The following is a 15,118-nucleotide window of genomic DNA, read 5'->3' on the forward strand; positions in this document are numbered from 1 at the left end:
GGGCTACTTTCGGTTTTAAAGGTGCTGCGACTTTTATGAGCAGGCAATTCATACGGCACTTTATTATTAGCGTGATAAACACACCCAGTGACCATCGGATTATCAGGATTACCATCCAGATACTCAATAACCACTTCTTGGCCAATTCGCGGGATTGCAACTTGCCCCCATTGCCCTCCAGCTATTCCGGTATTAACACGAAGCCAGCGTGTGGTCTTTTCATTTTTTTGACCGTCTCGATCCCAGTGAAACTGCACCTTGATTCGGCCATGTTTATCGGTGTAGATTTCTTCACCTGCAGGGCCTGTCACTACGGCAGACTGGGTACTTTCAATCAAGACTTTTTTATGTTTTTGCGCCGGACGATAATTTTTGTCGGCAGGTATGCAGTCAAAGTAATTAATGTAATGTCCACCTTGACTGGGTGCACCCTCATCCAGCGCCTGTGGATTGGTCCCTTCATGCTTTACCTGAGTAATCAGGTATTCCCCTTCAAAATGAGCATGTTCAGTAATATTCACCCGATGTCCTGGTAACAAACGCCGGCTATTGCTGGCACCTTTAAGCATCACTTTATCCGTTTGTTTGGCTTCCATACGCAACTTAGCGTATTCATCGCCTTCTTCAGGAAGTTGATAATTACCCGGGTACTGATACTGTTCAAAATAATCATCTCCATCTGCATTTTGACTGACTTCAAGATTCAGGCTGGGCTTCTTGAAGTTATAATCACGCATGGAGACTTTACCAAACTGAGTTTGTGCCTGTTTACGTAACTTATGAACACTATCCGCATCATTCACCATACCGCTGATATCTTGGTAGAGTAAATCTCCACCTGGAATGGTCGTTAATGCAGACTGGCTATCTGCCATCACCATTCGGTGACGATCTGACGTATGCTGAAAATGAAAATGAATGCCTTCTTCTTCCATTAAACGGGAAATAAAATGCAAGTCATTTTCATCATATTGAACCAAATAGGTTCGAGGTTGGTAATTCCTCATCAGCTGAAAGGTAAAATCATCCGTAGAGAGATTGGCAGCTAACAATACCGATTTAATAATATCAGGCACAGTTTGGTGCTGAAAAATTTTAGTGTTTGTTCGCTTTGTTAAGGTCCATGCTTTGGGTGCAAGGGTGATACCATATCGCGTAAAACGACGTCCCGTATCCTTCTGTTCAAAGCTGATAATGACACCATTAACTAACCGTGGATAACTCGGATCTTTAAGGGTAAGTGTTGCCGTCTTTTGAAGAAAGTCAGAGGGAAGCAAGGTATCACTTTCAACAGCCAACTCTATTTCAAAGTTATATATACCCGATAACAGCTCAAGGCCATCAACTTTCATTACGCGTAATGCATCACTACCCTTTTGGCCTGCTACAACAAAATCAAAGAGATTTTCATTAGCTGCGATAGAACTCATGTATTACCTTTTCAATAACTCATCTTTTGTGAGTATTTCACACCCACAACAGCGGTATATTTTCAAATAAGCTGACACTTGGAATTACCGGTCTTATCTTTATTATAAAACCCCTAATCCAAGAACACTGTTATAATAAGCATTTTCTTCCTGTTTTTTTGTAACACCGTTAGCTAGGGCACAGATTATTTAGTCACTATGTGTAGTAGTATTTGCGAATGAGTAATCTTTTTTTAGAGGTAGTCCATAAGTAAAACTGAATCACAAAATAGTTTTTCCATTCAATAATACTTGCCAGCTATAATACAAAGCATAAAAATTTTACTCACTCAATCTGTTACCTATAATGGCAATACTCTGGGTATAGGCTAACTTTGCAAATGAGTAGCATAAGTTTCGTCAATTGAGGTTATTTATGAGATATAAATCTCAAATATTATTAGTAACATTTTTATCCGTTAACTGTTTGCTACTGACTGCATGTGGTGGAGGCAGTAAAAATTATCGTCCTGTTGGCGCCTCCCAACCTAAAAATACGACTGTTCAACAAACAACGATTAAAGCAGGCTCATCCTCAGTTGCAATTAAAGTAGATCCAAAAGTAAAAACAACTGCAACTCCAGAAAAATCGACAGATAAAAAAACCTACTATATTCGGCCTGGCCAGCATGTTCCACAATCTAGGAGCACTTATACACCAAGTCCAACTTCGAGAACGCCCATAAACTATCAAAGTGGCAACAACATTATTATTTCAAAAATTGCTAAAACGGTAGGTATTCACTGTGTGCGCCAAGAACTGACACATTCTCGTTATCTTGACAGCAAGCAACCCGCTTCCAGACAAACATTCTGCACATATAAGTTTCCGGAACATTGTGGAGGGAATCGCTTTAGTTTAATCGAATCTGGAATTCGAAAAATTCTAATCTACCATGATCTAAAATCTAATCTTAATTTATTAGACAGCATCTCCTTAACGCCTAGTTCACGAGCAGGTATTTGGCATGCAGATGATCATGTTGCGAGCACGGCCCAAAATGTAAGCAGCTTATTTGATAGCGCTTCAGCGGATCAAATTCGTTTAGTGGGAACGTTAGTAGAACCAACAACACAACAACGGCAATATTTAACGAAGCGTTATGCAAAAGCTGTTAGCGAAACAAGCCGCTGCTTTTAATTTTACCTTTTCCGAAAATTATACCCATAACGAAGGGTTTTTAGGGGAGGCCGTCAAGCGATGAAGCCCCAGGAGCTTATAATAAGTGATTGGGGTGAAGAGCGACGACAACAAACCCTAAAAATGATTCGTGAAGGGTATACGCATAAAAAAAACCTGTACAAACTATACAGGCTTTTTTATTTTCAGCGTTTATGAGGTTTTCAGTACACGCCAGTCGTCATGTCCTGATGTACCACATACTTCATGAGTCCAGGTAATTTTACGATAAGTAAAATGAACATCTTCTAAGTGTGTGAAGTAAGCTGAGTTTGGATCCTGACAGTTAGGCATGGATGCATTGATAGCAACGATAATGGCATCTTCCAACTCAATCGTAAAATAATGTTCTTGAGTACCTGCTGCAGAAGTACGATACCAGTCAATTTTACAAGTGATTAGACGCTCACCTGAAGTCAATGAGTTATAAAGCAGTGGCGAACACTTATCAAAAACCTTGGTAATTACCATAGGCTGGTGAACACGCTGACCAGTAGGCTGACCACTTTGAGGGTCACGTGGTAGCACGATATCGTGACGGAAAGCTTCAACCAAAATTTGGTCTTCGTGACCTTCCTGAAAGATATTACCAACAGAATCTTCAGTAAATGTACCTGCCGTAATAAGTCCTTGTTTTTCGCCTTCAATAGTCATATACGCCGGTGTTGGCATGGCTTAATCCTTAATAAATGAGTTGTTTATTTTTCCTCCACAATATCCAATAGCTTTAATATTGGAGATGTGAAGGAATTCACAGGAAACACCTTAGGAAGTGTCTTCAAAATATACTCTTTATCAGCAGAAACTATGCCAAAAACATTTTTAATTTAAATATCAATGGCTTATAAAATTAATGTTATCTATAGATTCTTTAGTATGAGATATATGAGCAATAAATTGCGCAACTTCTTCTTATTTTTGTAATTTCTTGCTCAGTAATTGAATAATTATTTTATAATTTTTATTGGCAGTATTTTTTTAAGAATCATATCACACATTCTTTTTACATTTTTCTGCTCAGTAATTTTTTTTGAAGGTCTTTTTCCAAAGCCTGCAAAATGTCTTTCGACAGGGAAGCGGCCATTATCCAGCCTTTGAAGACCCCTTAATATAGAGTTAGCTATAACTGTTAAGGATTTAAGCGAGATTGAGGTAAAGCACAAAGCGAATTGGCAATACTTGAATTTGTTTGTGAAGCAGGTGCCAGGAGCACCGTGAGCAGTAGAGACCAAGGATGGTCTCCTGCTTGGTGATTATAAAAAGCTAGTTTTGCGCAACCATGATATTCCTCACAACACGAAATGTCGTAAGCTTATCTGCTTGACCGGTGTGAGACTTAACTAAGCTACCATTGCACTCAGATAATGAGTCGGTATAAGCACCACCACGGGCATAGGGTTTACCATTCATCATCACCCATTCTTGCGCGTTACCATAAACATTAACCAGTCCCCAAGGATTTGCGCGGCCACTGGTTACGGGTAACAAACTTTGGCCTTTAAGCAGTTTACTGCCCAGCTTTACACGGCAGTTGTATTCATTGTGTTTTGACTTTTTATTTGTTAAAGCCGCATGTAACCATTCCTGATCAGTAGGAATACGATATGTAAATCCAGTTTCTTTTGTTAACCAGGTTGTGTAATCCAGTGCGCTCTTTAAAGAGATATTCGTAACCGGTAAACGAGAGTGGCTTGACTGCGAACGACACTTTTTCGTTCTCGCACAGTACTGCGCAAAATCAGCCTGACTTATTTCATACTTACTCATTGCATAATATGCTGTACCCTGAGCGTAGGGAGGTACAACCACGAGCTTGGGACCTGATGCTTTATTAGCCAGCCTATCAGCACAAATAGCGCGGTTATTAATACCATGTCCGGCAAAGCGAATCTCACATGGGTCCAGGCTTTTTAGTATCTTTTTTACCTGTGCATTACCAGGAAAAAAAGTACTTGCAAGGTGTCCGTATTGCCGTGCGATATCAGGCTGCTTTTTGCTTAAGCGTTGCATATGTTGTAGATAGTATTGCAACATACTTTTCTCAACTTTTTGATGCATTGACTTATCCATTTCTTTTAGTTCAGCCAATGCTATTTTTAGCTTATCTTTATTGACCTTCTGCCCCTGTTGATAAAGCTTAACCACAACTTGTTGCTGCTGGTAACGCCTATCTTGTTCGAGTTGTTTGAGCAGCACTTGATAGTGCTCAATGGCCGCTAATAGCTCTTTACTTTTCGGCTTATACTCCAAGCCTTTTTTTACTAGTTTAATTGATTGTTCATACTCTTCGCTTTTTGCTGTTTTTTCTGCGAGAGATAAATATAAGCGCATTATTTTTACATTAGCAATTTTATGGATGTAGTTGCTATTAACCCCTAACAGCTGACGAAGTCGTAAATAATTCTTTAAAGATTGCTTTTCATCCTGAAGTTTTACACTGCGACTAAAAGCCTGCTTTAAGTTATTAACTTCTGCAATACGCTGTTTTGCCTGCTGTTCTGCTTGGTATGAAGCTTGAGCAGTATTTAAGATGTTTTTTTCATCATCTAAACCAAAGTAGTCTGGCGCATACTCCGCAGCCTGGTTTAAGTGATCCAGTGATGCAGTAAAACGTTTGGCTTCACGTAACTTTCTGGCTCGATTAACAAATAGCTCTGCAATCTGTTGTTGTAGATCCAATAACCACTCATCACTTTCATCTAACTTTTTCTTAACTGCTTGGTACTGAGTATATAACCGATAACTCCACTGCTCGTTTGCAAAGGGTTCTGCTACCAGCTTATTGATCTTTAACTGTAACGCTTTGGTTGTATTTTCTGCAGCCAGGTTTTCAATCAAGTCACTGGCGCTGGACTGCTTATTCAAACGACGTTGTGCATCAATCTGGTCAACTAAACGTATAATTTTTTCATTATCAGGAAAAAGTAAAACTGCTGTGGATAACACTCTATCTGCTAAATCATAGTCTTTTGACTGAATAGCCCGTTCAGCATCATAAATATAGGTTTTAGCAAGCTCCTGATTTTTTAGAATTTCATGCTGCGGTGCTATGGTCCGAGCGGTTTCCAGCAAGTCAAACATATCCCATTGATCATCACGAGGATAAATTCTCCTCTGCTGTATTAACCATTTGTATTTTTCTCTCAGTTTTTCTTGCAAGGCTTCCAGATGAACATTTAATGCTGCGGAGTCTGGATAATACTGTTGCCCCTTGATTAAGACTCGGTGTGCACCTTGAAAGTCAGGCTCTCCCTGTGCATCTGCTACACGGGCAAACGCATTTTCTTTAAGCAGCTCAAGAATCCTGTCTTTAGTGGCGTCTAATACTTGCTCCTGTAACTCAGGTGACTGCTCATCAATCAGCTCAAAAGCGTGTTCTACCTGATTAGCAGGCAACTGTTTTATTTCTTTAATAACTTGAGTTGCCCTTCTTTCATCTAAAAGTGATGTAGTAGAGGTGTATATCACTGGTGTCAAACCCGCTAACATTGCGACTATCACACCAAAAACGGTAAAGCCTTTGCGTTTATTGCTGCCTAAAAAAACATCAATAAACTGTTGTACACTTGCGGGTCTGTTCTCTTTGCGAAAGGACAACGCCGCAGATAATGCTTTCCATTGTGCATTCTTTAAAATTTTTGCGCGCTTGGGCTGGAGCTTTTTTTCCTGGGCTTTTAAAGCCGAAAGCTTATTAAAAGGATGCTTACCTGTTAAACATTCATTTACAACACAACCGAAAGCGTATATGTCATCACGAATATCTGGTTCTTTACCCAACAGCATTTCCAGACTGGCATAAGCCGGGGTTAATGCGCCTAGCTCACCTGCATCAAATAGCGTTTTATCCCCTTCTTCCTGCGTTTTTGTTTTTGCAGCTCGCGCGATTCCAAAATCAAAAACTTTTGCAGTACCATCTTCTAAAATAAAAACGTTACTGGGTTTGAAGTCCGAGTGAATAATATTTTTGTTATGGGCGTAGGTTAAGCCGTTCGCAATACCTCGAATTATCGAAAGCGCAGTAGCAAGGGGTAAACCATCAGGATAGTCTTCACGTAATAGCTGATCTAATGCCTTTCCTTGTAACAGCTCCATTGTCATAAAAACAACGTCATCTTCACGATCGAAGTCGAAAACCGTCACAATATTTGGGTGTGCAAGCGTCTGCGCTTTACGGGCTTCTCGCTGTAATGCAATTAATGATTCAGGATGCTGACGAAATTCTTCATTAAGTACTTTAACAGCAACGTAGGGGTTTCTATCACTGGCTTCAATTTTTCGGCGATCTATCGCTTTATACACCACCCCCATACCACCACTGCCTAGCACCTCAACCAGTTCAAAACGAGCTTTTAAAACCGAGCCAATTCCTACACGCTGACCAGAGGATTGCTGGCTACTTGGTTGCCCTATTTGACTGTGTGTTACATATTGGGTTGGTTCAAGCTGATGACCAGTTTCAAGCCGGTGGCCTGTTATCTCAGAATATGGAAAAGCATTGCCTGTGGATAATTCACGCGCTGTGATAAGTGTTTCGGCTTCAGCGTCATGCTGAGTGGGTAAATAAGGTTTATTAAGCTGTCCTGTAATCACCGTTTTATCATCAAGTAAATCATCACCTGATGGATTATTTGTGTTTGGTTTATTTCCTGTAATAACTGTTGCATCTTCAGCACTATAATTATCAGCCTGTAAACGAGGCTGACTAATCACCGTCGCATCTTCAAATTCATCATGCAGCGGCTTATTATCTTGAACATGCAGCGGCTTATTATCTTGAATAGGTTGCTTTTGTTGGATAGGTTGGGAGTCAGCGGATCCTGCTGTTGAAGACCACCCACGAACTTCTAAACCGCGATCAATACGGGTTTTGCTGTGCTTCGTTTTATCAGCGCCCATGCCAGTACTTCACGTGTGAAAATTGATTATTGGATATCAATCACATTAACTGTGACATTATCCTTGGCTCGTCCCGCCAAGGTTGATTCGATCAATTTTTGCACACATTGCTCAATATTACGCTGACGTAGTCCACTTTTTATAACATCAACAGGCACCTCACCGTAAAGTCCATCACTACACAGTAACAAACGATCTCCAGGCATCACATCAAATACCCGGATATCAAGGGCAAGATTGATATCTGAACCGATAGCCCGAGTAATCACATTTGCTTGTGGATGGACCAAGGCTTCTTCTGCTGTAATCAGCCCCTGATCAACAAGCTCCTGTACAACAGAATGGTCATGGCTGATTTGGTAAAGGGCATCATCACGAAAAACATAAAGACGACTATCACCTGCCCAGATGCAGGCACACTCATAACCACTCAATACCGCAGTCACAACAGTACTGCCAATCACGGAACTGCCAGGTTTAATGGTGACATCTTCAATCAGACGCCGATTAACTTCCAATAAGGTTTGCTGTACGGTTTTAATGGCATCATCTAATGATTCATTCATAGGTAGACTGGCTAACTCATCAATGATCATCCGACTGGCTAAATCACCCGCAAAATGTCCGCCCATTCCATCAGCAATGGCCCAAATGTGATTACTATGGCCAGATGCTCCATCAATGCCTATTAAATAAGCGTCTTCATTTATTCTCCTGACATTTCCTTGATGCGTTTGTGCTGCGGTCAAATAGCGGGATGTTTGATTACTCATGATTTACCAAAAAAACGCCTCAGTCTTCTAGAAGTCCTACTGAATCACTATGGGAAATTACATTACCTAAATTAATCCACCCTCCTTGCTCCCACTGGCCTGTCATAAAACTCGTAAAACCAGCCAAAGAAGGAAGACCTTCACAACACAGTAACGCGGGGGCAATGTGCTCCGAACCATGAGTCCACCATAAGCTAAAACTGTTAAACATTCGGTTTAAGAGATGTTCTGCCAGTGCAGGCATCGCCTGTAAGGGACGAACTCGTTCTGTTTCCAATGCCGCCATTAAATGAGGGCGAGATACTTGCCGGCTGTGTGCAGAAGTTTGCTGCTGAGCAGAAGGCGATAATCTTGGATTACCAAGCTGCTTAATACTTTGCTCCATTTGCTCAAAGTCAAAGTTATCATCCAACACGGTGTACGCAATATCCTCAAGCCGATCCAACCAATAACCACATTCAGCCAGTATTCTCATAGGACTTTTAGCCTGCTGTAAGTGGCTGACAAAGGTCAAAGGAAAATAACGCCCTACTCTGTCAACGCTGGGAATTAACACACCATACCAAATACCTTCACCACACACCCCATCAGACAGCAAAAACCGCCACACAGGACACGACAAATAGCTATTCAGCCAATTATTACCCAGTTCATTTTGGCTATGACGAATTGCCCCCTGTAGCCACTCATCCCAATGATCAAGAAACTCTCTCGGGAGGCGCCTGGAGATAAAATCACCATGAGAGGGAAATTTCCCGTAAAACCCTGTTAACAGCATGATGTTTTCCTATAGTCTCCCAACAGCGTTATAACCACGTAACAAAGACCGATTAAAGGGGTTGATGACGCTGTTCGCTGAAAGCTCATAATCTGCACGTCGATTATCCAGCTTAAACTCTACTCTAAATCGTTCAGCTCGCCCGCTATTCACAACACGGAAATTGTCCATCACTCTAAAGAATGACCAAATTCCCTGTTCACGGAATGCCACACGAACACCGTTGAGGTCTTCGAATAAAATACTCGACTCTCCCGCCTCTTGGGGCCAGCTCACTTTCTGCGGCACCCTGGGACCATGTCGATAAACCAGTTTTTGCCCATCAATATCCACTTCTACCCGTGCCACATTGGCATCCAAATACACAGGCTTCATAGAAAAGTTAAGCTGCGGTGTTGCTGCTCCATCTTGGAAAAATACTCTACGAATTTTTGCGCCGGTCTCAAACATCCTGAGTGCACGCGAGCTAATACCTAAGGATTGTCCATCAACTGTTCTTAATCGCCACGAACCTCTATTTGTATTAGCAAAAGGCTTAATATACTCATCAAAAAAGCGTGCTTCTATTCCCCCAGGTTTAAAGTACTCGGCAAAGTCTCTCAGTTTTACTTCTGCCCGTGCATTGGCAATAGGGTAACGGCCTGCTAAAGCTTGTTTATAAAAGCTAAAAACATTCGCCCGATAAATCTGGTTGAGGTAGTCACTGGCTTGACCCATCATCAAGCCCCAACTGCCATTAGTTACATCTAAAATCCACCGTCTGACCGGTTGTGGTGTAGTACCGGATAATGCTTTCAACGTAGTAAAATAATCACCACGGCCTCCGGTAATTTTCTGCTTTGCCGCATTATAGGCAGACTCACCAGGATCACCGCTGTTGACAATAGATGACAGGTAGCTTCGTAAACCATTTAATGCCTCAATAATTTGATCCATCTGGCTTTGCCCTCGCCCTGTGGCAAGAATCACCTGATTTACGTCTCTGAACTGCCTTTCGACTTTATTCGCGCCAGGACCTAGCGATTCAGGCTTAGCTTTATCTTTTAACCCTGCTTTATCTGCAGCACGATTTAGTCGTTCTGCACGGCGACTCAAACGACCTAGCTGTCCACTTCGAACCCCTGCTGCCTTACGAACTTCATTCGCTTTTTCAAGGTTTTCCAGGGTGATAATTGACATCATGGTATTTTTTTCAACATCTTTTAATACTTCTCTAAATGGTGAAAAGCCTGCCGTAATTTTTCCAAGCTGATCGGTTGCCTGGCGAATATCGCTAAAAGGCCGTACCTTCAGCTCATTAAGTGATGTATTCCAGTGCTTGATATAATCTTGGAAATAAAGGTCTTGTACTTCATCATGAAACATTTTGATATCTGCTTCTGAGAAGTCACTACTGGCCGTCGCCAGTACCCAGTTATCCCGGGCAATTTCAGCTACATATTTATAACTCTCAGGTTTGAACTGAGTGTAAAAACCATTTTTGGTATAAAGCTTTGGAATTTTGTAATCGGCATTTAAAAATACATAACCAATTTCCTGACCTAGCTCAGAAGTAAAGCTACGCATAGTATCTGGACGAATAAATTCTTGTTTTATTCTGGCATACGCCTGTTGTGGTAAAGGCACCTGACGTAATACGATTCTGGCTTGTTTTACCAAGTTTTCATCCAGTTTAATGGGTTTAAACCCCGAATTAAGCAAGTCATCCAGATAAGTATTTAATTTACTTTGCAGCTTAGCTTCACCCCGTAACTGATTTTCCCAATCAAACTGCATCCAATCCCGCACATAATCTTCATCAAGCCGCTTGGGCACTGCCAGCATAATATAAGCTTTTAGTGCCGCATGAAGAAAATCAACATCACTCATATTATCTTTGAGTTGTTCTTCAAGCCGCCGCTTAAGTGCTGGCAAAAAGACTTCTTCAACCTGGTCAAAATAAGCACGTGTTGCTTTTGGCTGAATTTTTCGGCCTTGATAAAGACCAAGTCCACCAGTCAATGGTACCTTATCTTGATCATAAACCTGGGTTGCATCCCGCAATGGGTCTAATACAGGTATCGTATCAATTTCTCGATACCCAGGACGGAGTTCTTCTTTTCCTGAAATAAATGATTTAACGTAATCTTCAATACTCCCAATACTCAACTGGTTCCAAGTAAAACTTGTCGACCAGGCAAAAGCACCCAGCCCAGCAGTAATAAGCGCTGCAGCATACGAACCGCGCTGTACCCACAAGCGTCCCGTTTCATATTTACGATCGTTACTGACTAAACCTGACTCAGCAAATATCACTCCACGCAGTAAACGAGTAATAAAATAACTTCTGCCGGTTGTTTGGTGAGTGGGTTGTGGCGCTACCCCCATCTGGTTGGCATAGCTGTCAACCATACGATCAATCGAGGTAATATTTTGTGTACCACTGGTAAAATAAAAGCCACGTAAATAAGGCCGATGGTGAAAGCGGGATGGTGCAAAAACTTTTTCAATAAAGGTATGAACCTGTGGTTTGATAAGCAGTAATTGTTGTGAAAACGATAAAATTCTACCCCGTCGATTAACATCTCGCTCTTGATGCACTTTGCCTAATAACTGCTCATTTAAGCGATTAAGTAACTCATCAAAGCCTTGGTCAAATAACTCCACTACATTAAGTTGATCGCTATCTTCAAAGGTATTTCCCCAAACCTGGGCCCGCTCCTCACGACCTAAATCTTCAAAATATTCGTTAAATCCTTCAATCAAATCACACTTGGTAAACATCAGGTAAACGGGTATACGCATCCCTAATCGTTCATTTAATTCCTGTAACCGTGCGCGGATGGCTTTCACATGCGCATTCATTTCAGCTTCAGTTTGTAGCGCTATATCTTGCAAACTGATGGCTAAAATAACGCCATTTATAGGACGACGCGGGCGATTTTTTTTCAATAATCCTAAAAACCCCGTCCAAGCAGCCGCATCAACAGAAGCATGACTATCTTGCGTGGTATACCGTCCTGCCGTATCAATTAATACCGATTCATTAGTAAACCACCAATCACAGTGCCGCGTTCCACCAACACCGTGAATGGCTTCTCGACCAAATTTTTCCTGCAGGGGAAACTCCAGGCCCGAATTGACTAAAGCTGTCGTTTTTCCACAGCCTGGTGGTCCAATAATAATGTACCAAGGCAATTCATATAGAAACTGCTTGCCGCTTTTCCCTTGCATACTGGACTGACGTAATAAATCCATTGCTTCAGTAAAGCGATCATTGAGTAAGGCAATTTCTTCTTCTGATTCTTGTGCATCCGCACTTTGTTGCGCTAACTGGTCTTGTTGAAGTCCCTCAATCAACTGTGCATTTTGTTTTTTCGCTTTCATGCTCATGCGTAAGTTATTCAGCCCCCACAATAGCATCAATGCCATAATACTGAATAACCGCACAACCTCACTGGCCAAAGGTTTTTTATCTGCGATCGCGAACAGTGGCCCCACAAACCAAATCAAAATTGAAAGGGCAATAACCCCCACAAGAGAAATAAACCACTTTTGTTTAATAACGTTGATGAAGCCTTTCATTCATTACTTCCATACACTGCAGTTGATGATGACCCATACACCTTTAATGGATAGCACTGACTAATCTGCATCTTTATTGTCAGTATCTGCTGATGATTCTTTTGTATCTTCAGCCGTCTCTTTTATTTGCGGTTCTTCTTTGTTCTTTTTTTCCTCTTGTGCTGTTGATGATAACTCTAAATCTTTAGCAAACTCTTCAGCAGAAGGATCAATTAAAGCGGTATAGTCCTTTCTCAATGCGACAGATTCTTCATTAAGGAAATAGGCAAATCCTGAATACATCGCCAGCACTATAACAGCGCCAAGCGCCCCCACAACCCACAGGGGAACATAGCGAATTAAAGCATTACGACGGTCTTGAACACCTTGCCACCGTGTTGATAATTCTCTTTCATAATCACCCCGAACCATTCGCAGCTGACGATATAAATCATCACGTAACTCTTCTAGTTTTACGTTACCCCGCTCAATAACACGGTATTTGCCTTCAAATCCCAGGCTAATAATAATGAACATTAACTCCAGCAAATCCTGATGCCGGTAACCATCGGCTCTTAGTCTGTCTAATAAAATAAAAAACTTCTCACCCCCCCAGGTTTCATTATGGAAAATACTCAGCAGGCTATGTTTACTCCACTCAGCATGTCCTCCCCAGGGCGTCAGTGCAATAATCTCATCGAGAAAAGTACACAATACGTAACGCGCAGCATTAATAGTTTCTTCAGGTGCTTGTCGCTGTCTGTTTTTAAGCTCAAACTGCTTAATTTCTTGCACTAAATAACTGCGCAATTCTTGAATATTTTCATGATGCGCTAAATTACGCAGCCGAATGGCCATGTTAATCAGAGTGGAGGCTGAATTAACCAGGTTATTTACACCCGTTAACTTCCCAGCCTGAGCTTGTTGCCACTGCTGACTAAATGATTGTGGTGCTTGTTGATAAGACGAATAGGATGCCCCTTCCTGGGCATTTGATGATCTTCGTCCAGGGGTTGGCTTAACAGGCCTTCCACCATGCTGAAAATTTACTACCGTCTTATCCGCATTATCTGAGTCGTAACCATCCATGCGGTTGCCTCGTGTTTAAGAGGATATACAAATGTTTCATTACTGCTTAATCGCCCAGAACTCCATTTCAATGTTAGGGAATTCACCTGCCACATGAATAGCAAAACCACCTGACTTACTTAGCTGTGACCAAATTTCTGAATTAGGATCAAGTTGAAAATAACTAAAGCCTGCGTGGTAAGGTATTTGACGCGGAGCAACATTTAGCGCAGTGAGTGAAATACCTGGTAGCTGCAAATTAACAAGTTGTTGAATATTTTCAACTGTTCCAATTTTAACTTGTGATGGAAAGCGCGAGCGTAACACTTCATTGGCAACATTTGCTTTTACCGCAAGCACAAACACCGCATTTTGATAAAGATTTCGATCATTAACAGTTGCTACTCGTACACCATATTTACGTTCTTGCAACTCAAGTTTAACGACATTTTGTTCAAGCACAGTACTGAGTGACTGACGTAGTTCACCCATTAATGCAATAAATGAAGCTTCAAGATCATCATGTTGATAACCTGGTAACTCATTAGGACGTTTTTGACGGTTAGTAAAAGTGGCTAACTCTCCCGCCAGTTGAGCCATGTATCCATATAAATACTGCGGATGGAGTAATTCCAATTTAGATAAGTGTTTAAACAAAGGCTCATTACGATTAATAGTTTGCAGCATGAGGAAATCAGCCACATCGGAAAGCCCCTGGCGAGTTGAGCCTTGCATACGGCCCGCCAATGCTTCACCGCGATGATTTAATAAACCCACAACTTCACTCAAATAGCCAACCAGTTTAGGCACAGCTTTTACATCAAGACAGGGCGGAATATAATCTTCATCCAACACAATGCTTTTATCGGCACGGCTTTCAATAATTTTGCAAATAGGCAAGCTAACATAATTACCTTTCGCGTCTTCATCCAGTCGTAGTGACAAACGCAATAAGCCAGCATTTATTTCCGCAATAGTAGCGTCGCCAGCATTACTGTCATGAACGGTGGTTTCTTTGTTGATATATCGGGCAATTATATTTTCATCATCTTTTTTATCAGCCTCAATATCATCAACCGCCGATAAAGGACATGCTAAATAAATAATTTTTTCTTTTGTTTCTTCTTTAATATCTAATGTGAGCTGTCCATTTATGGTATTTCTGACCGAAAATAAAGTGCCATCAGGTAAAATGCCATCGCAACTATTCACGACAATCTTACCTAATGCCAAGTGCTGCTGGTCTATACTCAGGTTTTTAACACCCCAGCCATAGGCAACCCCTAAACGCACCCGTTCCTTAAGCTGAAAATCATAGTACCGGTCATGTTGCTGAAAATGTTGAGGCCGAAGAAACATGCCTTCGGCCCATACGACTTTGTCCTGCATTGCCATTAGTTATGTTGTCCTT

At 41.4% G+C, this 15,118-nt stretch carries 9 protein-coding genes; 1 reads left to right on the top strand and 8 read right to left on the bottom strand.

The features are described from left to right. On the bottom strand, positions 1–1,430 hold a 1,430-nt coding region (gene tssI, locus F607_RS0112340; RefSeq protein ID WP_038291199.1), incomplete at its 3' end, for a type VI secretion system tip protein TssI/VgrG. A 415-nt stretch (positions 1,431–1,845) separates the two neighbouring features. Here tssI and F607_RS0112345 point away from each other — a divergent pair. Next, complete coding sequence (locus F607_RS0112345; RefSeq protein WP_027708337.1) at positions 1,846–2,610, top strand: hypothetical protein; 765 nt, start codon at positions 1,846–1,848, stop codon at positions 2,608–2,610. Between the two features lie 192 nt (positions 2,611–2,802). Here the strand turns inward: F607_RS0112345 and F607_RS0112355 are convergent, their stop codons facing one another. The 7 genes from F607_RS0112355 to tssK form a co-directional block, all read right to left on the bottom strand. Next, positions 2,803–3,321: an Hcp family type VI secretion system effector gene (locus F607_RS0112355; protein WP_027708338.1), complete on the bottom strand. Its 519-nt coding sequence runs from the start codon at positions 3,319–3,321 to the stop codon at positions 2,803–2,805. A gap of 591 nt (positions 3,322–3,912) precedes the next feature. Continuing rightward, positions 3,913–7,545, bottom strand: a complete 3,633-nt coding sequence (locus tag F607_RS32825) for a bifunctional serine/threonine-protein kinase/formylglycine-generating enzyme family protein (RefSeq protein WP_051311414.1) — start codon at positions 7,543–7,545, stop codon at positions 3,913–3,915. 26 nt (positions 7,546–7,571) lie between these two features. Further along, positions 7,572–8,318 (bottom strand): PP2C family protein-serine/threonine phosphatase, encoded by a 747-nt coding sequence (locus tag F607_RS0112370; protein ID WP_027708340.1) that lies wholly within the window; start codon positions 8,316–8,318, stop codon positions 7,572–7,574. A 19-nt stretch (positions 8,319–8,337) separates the two neighbouring features. Continuing rightward, complete coding sequence (gene tagF, locus F607_RS29480) at positions 8,338–9,096, bottom strand: type VI secretion system-associated protein TagF (protein ID WP_051311416.1); 759 nt, start codon at positions 9,094–9,096, stop codon at positions 8,338–8,340. 9 nt (positions 9,097–9,105) lie between these two features. Beyond that, on the bottom strand, positions 9,106–12,660 hold the full coding sequence (gene tssM / locus F607_RS0112380; protein ID WP_027708341.1) for a type VI secretion system membrane subunit TssM: 3,555 nt from the start codon (positions 12,658–12,660) through the stop codon (positions 9,106–9,108). A 60-nt stretch (positions 12,661–12,720) separates the two neighbouring features. Next, positions 12,721–13,728 carry a type IVB secretion system protein IcmH/DotU gene (gene icmH, locus F607_RS29485; protein WP_051311418.1) on the bottom strand — a complete coding sequence of 336 codons (1,008 nt, stop codon included), beginning with the start codon at positions 13,726–13,728 and terminating at the stop codon, positions 12,721–12,723. A gap of 39 nt (positions 13,729–13,767) precedes the next feature. Next, positions 13,768–15,102 (bottom strand): type VI secretion system baseplate subunit TssK, encoded by a 1,335-nt coding sequence (tssK, locus tag F607_RS0112390; RefSeq protein ID WP_027708342.1) that lies wholly within the window; start codon positions 15,100–15,102, stop codon positions 13,768–13,770. Positions 15,103–15,118 lie beyond the last annotated feature (16 nt).

The sequence above is a fragment of the Zooshikella ganghwensis DSM 15267 genome (assembly GCF_000428585.1).
GTDB classification, from domain to species: Bacteria; Pseudomonadota; Gammaproteobacteria; order Pseudomonadales; family Zooshikellaceae; genus Zooshikella; species Zooshikella ganghwensis.